This is a genomic window from Foetidibacter luteolus (assembly GCF_009650435.1).
Taxonomy (GTDB): Bacteria; Bacteroidota; Bacteroidia; order Chitinophagales; family Chitinophagaceae; genus Foetidibacter; species Foetidibacter luteolus.
In genome coordinates this window covers 1-8,393 of the sequence record NZ_VVIP01000027.1, presented here as the reverse complement: position 1 = coordinate 8,393, position 8,393 = coordinate 1, and the positions used below count along the sequence as shown (strand labels likewise).

The window sequence follows — 8,393 nt, the reverse complement described above, 5'->3', positions numbered from 1 at the left end:
ATAAAGTTAAATATTAAGAACTAAAGCTGGGCTTTATTCGTCGAGCCCCGAACCGCAGTACAGTAGAATTACTGCTGCTGATTGCTCCAATGTCAAGCCCCACTATTGGCAATACCAATGTTAGCGGCAGTTAGTTTTCATTTAACGAAAAATGTAAGAAATTCCTTTGCTCGAATTATCCGCGAATTTGCTAGTTCTTTATCATCTTCACTTTTATATCTATCGCAATCTCTCAGTGTAACCTTTACCAATTCTTTCTTGTTGTAAAAGAAATCTTTGCTACCGCAATAATTCTCTTGAGAGAAAGATAAAAGTATTAAATCTCTCCCTTTAAAATAATAGTCAAGACGCTTCATAGGTGGATGAAGAATCCATTCCGAAACTTTTACTACTGTGTCACTTAAAGAAAACACTGTTACGGCGTCAGTATAAAATGATAACTTTTTTAATTGTTCTTTTGTAATAGCCACCCATTTAACTGTTGTATCCTCATTTATTTCTTTTCGATAGTCCTCAATGGTTTTTACAACATTATTCTTTTGTTGTCCATATGATGCAACAATTGACATTAAGTTTATAAGTAAAATGAAAATAAGGCGATGTCTCATAATTGCCGCTAACTAGCAGGGCTTTATGCAGGTTGGGAATTGGTATTCCGTCTGCCGATAATCGCTGCTGATTGAAAATATAAAATTGAACTTAAGAACTAATGTTGAAAGTTATTTGTCCAGCCCGAACTATAGCCTGGATTTACAATTAGTTGATGTTGCAATGTCGAGCCCAACTTGCATAAAACCCAATGTTGTGCGTTCGGCTTTTATGCAGTCAAAAATCTGTCACTTTAAAACCACTCATAAATTCTTCAAACTTTGCAAAATTCTTGTCGAAAGTTTCTTGTGTCGAAGTATAATCAATCCACAAGTAAGCTGATTTAGTTTCGAGTAAAATATATTCGCAATGATACATTAGGTTACCCCTCATTAAATATACTTTATAACTGTCACCAATATTGTTGTACCTGCCGAGCTCCTTTTTACCCATAAATTTATGTGATACACTCCACTTTGGCGATTGTCCAAATGCAAGGTCTTCAATTACGAATTTTTTAAAGTCTGAAAATGTCGGAAATTTTGGCTTGTCAAAAACTTTAATAAGAATTGCGTTTTCAATGCCGTCAACAGCGGGAAGTGTACCACCAAATGCATAAACAGTTCCTGTTTCTTTTAAATTTAACCAATTGGGAATTTCAACTTGAAAATTGAATGTTGAGTCCAAATAAGTCAGTTTTTCAACACTATACTTTTCTTGCTTTTTTCTTAATTCTTCATATGTGTCAAATGTTCTCCGTTTAACTTTTGAAGTGTTTGTAATTTGGCAATAGCAAAAACTCGAATAAAATAAAACTAGGAGTGTCGAGAAGACTTTTGTCATAAGTAGGATGTTTGTTTAAGGTGACGCACAACGAGCAGGGCTTTATGCAGGTTGGGAATTAGAATTCCGTCCGCCGATAACCGCTGCTGATTAAAAATATAAAGTTGAATTTAAGAACTAAAGTTGAAAGTTGTTTGTCTAGCCCGAACCATAGCCTGGCTTTGCAATTGGTTGATGTTTGCTGGTCATGCCCAACTTGCATAAAACCCAATGTTGGCAGTAGTTTTATTGTCTGTCAGCTACCATGTTTCCTTCTCTGTCTAAATACAACACTTTATATTTTATTGTATAGCCTGTTGTCAATTTTATATGAATTAGTAATTCGTTGTTAACTCTTAAAACTTTCCATTGTCCCGAAATGGAGTTCTGTTTGAATTTATCGCAGGTTTCACCTTTTTGTCTCTTGAATTTAGAATTACTTAAAATTCATAAAAGTTTTCATCACCAAATCTACTGTTACAGTCGTCGCCATAATGTCCGTCATATAGTTGGCATTTGTTTATAAACATTCTTCTATCCTTATCGTCCTCACATGCTAATGTCCAGCGTCCATATAACAAATGATTTATACTATCTAATGATATAGTGTTAGCAATATTCACAGAAAATATTTTTAAAGTTGAATCTTGGTCATAATTTATTTGCCCAACTAAGCGGTCGTCATTGGGGTCATAAATATAATTGCTCCAAATTCCAACTCTACGGTTGTTTTTATACTTACCTGTCCAATATTTATGATAAAAAAGTGAATCTTCATATTCATCCCAATCTCCTTCCTTTGAAAACCCTTTATAATAATGAGTTTGCTTAGAACCTCCACCACCGCTTGCAGACCTTCCATAAGAAACGGAAGAATCAAGTATTTTATCAATGACATGCACTGTGCCACTAGCCTTTAGTCCTTCATTGCTACTGCCTTTTTTGCTTCTAAAAAATTCATTTAGGAGATAGTTTGAAGAATCTATGCGAAAGTATTCTAAGTGCTTTTTGTCAACCCCATTATAAGAGATAAGTACATAAAGAGGGTTCGGGCTATTATAAGGAACCATACGATTTTCATAACCGTGAAGACGAAGAGAATTTTTACCAAAAAACGGCAAAAGTGTGTCAGGTTTACGAATCACAATTGAATCCTGTGAAAAGGCTATTAAAGAAGTGGTCAATAAAACGAGTAAAAGTTTGATTCGCATACTGTGTCTGAAAATTACTGCCAACGAGCAGGGCTTTATGCAGGTTGGGAGTTAGTATTCCGTCTGCCGATAACCGCTGCTGATTGAAAATATAAGTTGAATTTAGGAACTAAAGTTGAAAGTTGTTTGTCCAGCCCCGAACCACAGCCTGGATTTGCAATTGGCTGATGTTTGCTGGTCATGCCCAACTTGCATAAAACCCAATGTAAGCAGCCGTTTTGTTAGAACTCAATGTCATGTAGCTTGCAATAAAAACTTGGGTCGCAACCAGTCGTTACACAACCTGCATATTTAACTTTCATGTCTTTTTTGTCTTTAACAAAAGTGTCGCCGTTTGTTACTACTAAACCATAAACAATAGGTATGATACTGTCAGTATGGTTCTTTGGACAAGTTGGAATGTAGCCGTCTGGATGGTCATACAAACAAGGTCCGTTAAATGTAAAATGTAAAACAAGGTCTTGTCCTTTTTTAACTACGATGCTGTCTCTAATAACAGTTTGCTGTCCTTGCCCACTTATTTGGATTTTATATTGCCCCGGTGTCATACCTGTAAAAGTCATTTGTTCTATGTTACCAGGATTGATGGAAGAGTTAAGCGAACCTGTGTCAGCCAATATATCTATGGTTGCTGGTCTATAAGCGATTGTCAAATTGTACAATGCACTATTATTTTTCTTTGTCTGTCCGAAACAAAAAAACGTGAGAAATGAAAGTATTATTGTTAGTAGGGTCTTCATTAAAATGGCTGCTTACGGTCAGGGCTTTCTGCTGTGCTGATATTCCGTGATTCGTCAGCCCGAACCGAAGCTGAGTAAAGTTAATGAAGATGAAAATATATTCTGTTGCTCGGCTTTATTCGTCCAGCCCGAACCACAGGTGATAAGCGAACGGGACGATCAGTATATATTCTTCAGCCAGCATAGCAGAAAACCCCATGTTAGCGGTTAGCCGTTCTACACGTCAATCGTTTTGTTTACTTCTTTTCAAGTCGGCCAATAGCTTTTAAAATTTTATCTCTGTTTTTCGCAAGTTTGATAAAGTTTGGGAGTTTCCAAGCTAAAGAATATTTCCCGCCACTGGGTGCTTCTCTTAGCTTAGCTGCAACGTAATTTTTTAAATATTCAAGTGTTCAAAATTATAAGCCCATAAAATATTGTCGTCAAATGGTATTTGTAGCCAAAGCTGAAATCCAAAATAGGGATCAGTTGCTTGTTTGTTGTCGGCATAAGTCAAAGTATAGTGGACATCATACTTTTTCTCCTGTTCACAATTTTGGCACTTGACTTCAATTTTGTCTTGATATTTGTTTACTGTCTTACTGTATTTCAGTGGACTCCCACAATAACCACAATTTGCATTAGCTGGCGAAATAGTTATTGGTCCATACCACAAATTTTCGTCAATAGGTTTATAACAATTGCTACACCTGAACTTTGCTTTAAATTTTGTCGAATAAGGAACAGTGTATTGCCCTTGGTCTGCAAAAACTATTGCTCGCTTCTTGCAATAAGGACATTCAACGAGGACTTCATCAGCAAACGAGGTAAGGTTTTTAAAAGATTTGTCAATTCGTGAGTTTGCCATCATGACTTATGATACAGTCAATAATAACGAGAAGTCCAATACGGTTACCGCTAACGGCCAGGGCTTTCTGCTGTGCTGATATTCCGTGATTCGTCAGCCCGAACCGCAGCTGAGTAAAGTTATAAAGTTGATATTATATTCTGTTGCTCGGCTTTATTCATTCAGCCCGGACTGCAGCTGAGTAGCGAGCGGAACGATCAGTAAATATTCTTCAGCCAGCATAGCAGAAAACCCCATGTTGGCTGCAGCCGTTTACATTCTAAATGTTAATGGGTCGAGGATTAGTTGATTTCCTGTTGCAGATGTCCAGGAATCTATTCCTTGCAACAGCTCACGAATACTTAGTACAACTCCAAAAAACAGGTCGTTGTTAATTGTTAAGATCGTTCTTGTTCTTTTCAAATTAAACTTTCGGATTGTTCCGAAATCAACCACCACACCCTTATCATCGCCTCCTATTTCTTTTGTAAGTAAGTAGCTGTCTTTAGGATTATCAGAGTTCATCTTATGGCCATCTACTATCCTGAAGCCCTCTATAACTTTATCGGTGTCGTTGAAAAGTTTCCCGTTGCCAAAAACAACAGCCATCGCTTCAAGTCCTTTTACGACTTTAATCAAACTGGTAACAAAGATGGGTTCAGCATTTTGAGTAAAAAAAGGCTGGTTCATGGCATGCTGAAGTTTTTCCATAAAATCTTTCCAGTCTTTCAAAACTGTGAAACGTAAAAATCTCTTTTCAAATAATTCCCTCTGAATTTCATCTTCCGTAAGGTTTAACATCTGCCAAATACTATCTAAAGTGTATTGTTTGTCATAGCCATAAATAATTTTGAATAGCTGGTTGCAGATAGTCAATATTTCTTTGTCTATTTGTTGCTTTATATATTGCCTTATTTCGTCTTTGCTGTGCTCTTTGAGTATAATAGAATCTATTTCCTTTTTTAGAATATTAATTAAATCTGCACGGTCTTCTGTTTTGTTTTTTTGATTCTTTATTTTATAAGAAAGTGGCCTACGAAATCTTAAATCAAAAGGAAGGTCCTCAACTTTTCCATATTCTGTGTTGAAGATTGATATTATGTTATTCCAGCCTAATGTTTTTGCTGCATATCCGAGTTCAATTAGCACATTAGGATTTGGTGTTTTCCTGTCATTTGAAGATGAGTTAATAATACTTATGTCTGCTATGAAAATATTAGAGGCGTCGATTTTTGAAAATATAGAAGATGCGATGTCGGGTGTACCAGATACCCCTTTTGTGTCTCTATCTACAGCTATTTCCAAATGGATTTTCTCTTGCGTAATTTGACTAACTGCTTTTTCGATACAGCTTTGTATGAAACCTCTGTTCTTACTATTAGGTAGATCTGATTGCCATGAATAAAAAATATTTACTACCATTTTAGAGTCCTTTACGGTTGCAGCCAACGGCCACAGCTTTGCGTTCGGCAGGGCATTTGGAAAACGTCCAGCCCGGAACTGCAGCCGACCGAAGTTACAAAAGTTGAAAATATATTCTGCTGCTCATCTGTGTTCGGTCAGCCGGATAAGTAGCTGATAGTAGCACTGGGATGAGGATTTATTCGTCGCCCCTGCTGACGCAAAACTGCATGTTGTAGGCATACCTTTCGTCACGAAATAGATGTTGTTACAAGCAAAATGTATTTGTCTTGCCCTGGCAAATAATAACGTCGTCCAGCCCATGCGTTTAATGGCCCTCTGATAAATGAACCGGTCACCCTAATAATTTGTGTCAATGGGGAATTATTATTGTCATAGACTGCACAGTTTCCTTTGTCTATTTGTGTCGCAATGAACTTTTCCATTGGTTGTACTCCAAAGTTATTGAAGTCTTGTTGAGTCATGTATGCCGTGTCTGCTTTCTTAAGTTGTAGCTTGGCGTTTTTTAAAGTTGATTTCACTTCATCAAGTCGTCTCTTGTAACCTTTCAAATACGTTTTTTTAAAGTCAGTAACAGCAATTTTGTATTCAGCAAAGTCAAGGTAAAATGTAGCGTCGTTATGTTTAAATACAATAACCTTTTTAGCATTGAAGTTTGTCAACCGAACAGTGTCTATTGAATACTTATCAAGGTCGCTGACTTTTTGGGCTTGCGCAGTAATAGTAAGTGTCAATGTTAGTATAACAAAAAGTAACCGCATGATGTTTGATAAGGTTGCCTACAACGTTGAAGCATTGGCGATGTGGCGGTATTCTGTGTTCCGCCTGCCCGGTGCCGCTGCTGGTTAAATATACAAAAGTTCATTGTTTATTCTAATGCTGGGCGTTGTTTGTCTGCCGAAACCGAAGCTGAGTAGCGAACCATAGTTGAGAATTTATTCGTCGCCCGCCATATTGCCAATGCAATGTTAGCGGCTGCATTTGTCGCCAGATGCTTGGTGAGATTAATTCTTATCGGTCGTGTCAGAAATCTCTTGTAATTCCACTTCTTTAATTTCTGGTTTTTTGTCACCAAATAATTCTCTTGCCGTTAACACTCCTTCTTTCTTTAACTTGAATAACTCTGGCACAAAATTTCCGTAAACTGCAATCGCTTTATCTCCGACTAATTTAAAATATGGTTCGTCATACGATAAAGTATATTCTTTACCGTCGTCATCTTTAATTTTTGTCGGAAACGAAACCTCTTCAGCAAAATCTATTTTTTCAGGCTTTACAGTTGTATGTTTATTGTAGGAGTGTCCATAGTCGTCAGAATAGGGTCCTGCCCAACGTCCGTCTTTTGTTTTAAATACAGGGTCATACATATATTTTTCTTGGTATAATTTTCCTTCATACTCTGAAACATACAATAATACATTTTTGTAATCTGCAAATGGAAATCTTCCGTAGTGGTCGTAAGCTTCAAATTCAATAGTGTCTTTGTCGTAGTAGCCATATACTCGTTGTAAGATTAGAAATTTTGCCTTTACACCACTGTCAAAGTCGCCGGGGGTATAAGGCAGGGGAGTGACCTCAATTTTCTCGCCAACAAACACAAACAATTTGTTGTTCCGTTCATTCTTAATACTTGTGTTTTTTTGAATTAATGGAGTTGTCTTGCCTGCTGAGCCATCCTGTTGAGGGTTGCAACTCAAAAGAAAAAGGACGAAACTGGATTGAAACAATTTTGTGAATGCTGTCATAATGTTGCCGCTAACGGCCAGGTATTGCCGATGGTGGGGAATTTTATATTCGTCTGCCTGGAACCGCTGCCTGGCTTTTTGATAAAGTTAAATATTAAGAACTAAAGCTGGGCTTTATTCGTCGAGCCCCGAACCGCAGTACAGCAGAATTACCGCTGCTGATTGTTCCAATGTCAAACCCCACTATTGGCAATACCAATGTTGTGTGCCGTAAAGCTATAGTGAAGCCATTAATAAATAGCAGTCGCTCAAGTTCAGTTTTGTCAAATTACTAAGCCAGTCTGCAAATGGATAATCGTCCTTGCTGTAGATTTCTAAATATTTTCCAACCCTTTCAAACCTATCTTGCTCGTCAATAAAATATTTCTCATCATTAGGAACTCCGTCTTCGTCCAAGTCATTATTGTCAAAGGCATTCCAATAACCTTCGTTTAGTATTGAATTAAGTTGTTCACTTGTTTTTGTTGGTGGTAGTAACTCAACAAAAGCATCTGGCAGATTTCTTTGGGAAATGACTTCTTCTTTGTCTGCTGGCTCTGTTAAAAAGTATTGATAGTTGCTATTATAACCATCTATTGAATGTCCTTCTTTGTCCAAGTTGAATAATAAAATATCATCGTCGTGTAAGTGGAACGATAAAGCATAAGTTGCTAATCTTTTACTTATGGAGTTTGTTAAGTCATATAAGTAAAACGGGTTGTCAAGTTTTACGTTTATCTCAACAATAGTAGTCCAGTCACCAATTTGCGGCGTAACTAAATAACAAACACCATGATTGTCGTAAACATATTCTTGGATAGCTTTTTCAAAATTGCTACCGTCAATGTCAAGCCTACTAAATTTTGTCAATTCTCTGTCCTCTTGAAGTTCCTTAATGAGTTCGCTTACTGTGTCTGTCTGACTACGTTTATAAATATGTAAAACTGTTGAAAATAGTCCCATCTTAGAATTTTAGGGTGTCTCAATTTTATGGCACACAACGGTCCCGGCTTGACGATGTGGCGGTATTTGAAAATAGTCAGCCCGTAACTGCTGCTAA

The 8,393-nt window shown here is 37.1% G+C and carries 9 protein-coding genes; all 9 read right to left on the bottom strand.

The genetic code is table 11. From position 1 onward, the window contains the following. Positions 1 to 137: 137 nt before the first annotated feature. Positions 138 to 569 carry a hypothetical protein gene (locus F0364_RS07625; RefSeq protein ID WP_153797179.1) on the bottom strand — a complete coding sequence of 144 codons (432 nt, stop codon included), beginning with the start codon at positions 567 to 569 and terminating at the stop codon, positions 138 to 140. Between the two features lie 256 nt (positions 570 to 825). Beyond that, on the bottom strand, positions 826 to 1,431 hold the full coding sequence (locus F0364_RS07620; RefSeq protein ID WP_153797178.1) for a hypothetical protein: 606 nt from the start codon (positions 1,429 to 1,431) through the stop codon (positions 826 to 828). Between the two features lie 419 nt (positions 1,432 to 1,850). Beyond that, a complete protein-coding gene (locus tag F0364_RS07615) occupies positions 1,851 to 2,621 on the bottom strand; it encodes a hypothetical protein (protein ID WP_153797177.1) in 771 nt (256 codons plus the stop codon). A gap of 221 nt (positions 2,622 to 2,842) precedes the next feature. After that, positions 2,843 to 3,361, bottom strand: a complete 519-nt coding sequence (locus tag F0364_RS07610; protein WP_153797176.1) for a carboxypeptidase-like regulatory domain-containing protein — start codon at positions 3,359 to 3,361, stop codon at positions 2,843 to 2,845. Positions 3,362 to 3,737: 376 nt separating this feature from the next. Further along, positions 3,738 to 4,211 carry a hypothetical protein gene (locus F0364_RS07605; RefSeq protein ID WP_153797175.1) on the bottom strand — a complete coding sequence of 158 codons (474 nt, stop codon included), beginning with the start codon at positions 4,209 to 4,211 and terminating at the stop codon, positions 3,738 to 3,740. Positions 4,212 to 4,460: 249 nt separating this feature from the next. Beyond that, positions 4,461 to 5,636: a hypothetical protein gene (locus F0364_RS07600; protein WP_153797174.1), complete on the bottom strand. Its 1,176-nt coding sequence runs from the start codon at positions 5,634 to 5,636 to the stop codon at positions 4,461 to 4,463. 203 nt (positions 5,637 to 5,839) lie between these two features. Then, complete coding sequence (locus tag F0364_RS07595) at positions 5,840 to 6,370, bottom strand: hypothetical protein (protein WP_153797173.1); 531 nt, start codon at positions 6,368 to 6,370, stop codon at positions 5,840 to 5,842. A gap of 243 nt (positions 6,371 to 6,613) precedes the next feature. Beyond that, positions 6,614 to 7,354 (bottom strand): hypothetical protein, encoded by a 741-nt coding sequence (locus tag F0364_RS07590; RefSeq protein ID WP_153797172.1) that lies wholly within the window; start codon positions 7,352 to 7,354, stop codon positions 6,614 to 6,616. A 216-nt stretch (positions 7,355 to 7,570) separates the two neighbouring features. Next, complete coding sequence (locus tag F0364_RS07585) at positions 7,571 to 8,296, bottom strand: hypothetical protein (protein ID WP_153797171.1); 726 nt, start codon at positions 8,294 to 8,296, stop codon at positions 7,571 to 7,573. Positions 8,297 to 8,393: the final 97 nt, after the last annotated feature.

Excerpts from the sequence above, each read along its gene's own strand:
- F0364_RS07625 (WP_153797179.1), bottom strand. The coding sequence starts at position 569 with ATGTCAATTGTTGCATCATATGGACAACAAAAGAATAATGTTGTAAAA.
- F0364_RS07620 (WP_153797178.1), bottom strand. The coding sequence starts at position 1,431 with ATGACAAAAGTCTTCTCGACACTCCTAGTTTTATTTTATTCGAGTTTT.
- F0364_RS07615 (WP_153797177.1), bottom strand. The coding sequence starts at position 2,621 with ATGCGAATCAAACTTTTACTCGTTTTATTGACCACTTCTTTAATAGCC.
- F0364_RS07610 (WP_153797176.1), bottom strand. The coding sequence starts at position 3,361 with ATGAAGACCCTACTAACAATAATACTTTCATTTCTCACGTTTTTTTGT.
- F0364_RS07605 (WP_153797175.1), bottom strand. The coding sequence starts at position 4,211 with ATGATGGCAAACTCACGAATTGACAAATCTTTTAAAAACCTTACCTCG.
- F0364_RS07595 (WP_153797173.1), bottom strand. The coding sequence starts at position 6,370 with ATGCGGTTACTTTTTGTTATACTAACATTGACACTTACTATTACTGCG.
- F0364_RS07590 (WP_153797172.1), bottom strand. The coding sequence starts at position 7,354 with ATGACAGCATTCACAAAATTGTTTCAATCCAGTTTCGTCCTTTTTCTT.
- F0364_RS07585 (WP_153797171.1), bottom strand. The coding sequence starts at position 8,296 with ATGGGACTATTTTCAACAGTTTTACATATTTATAAACGTAGTCAGACA.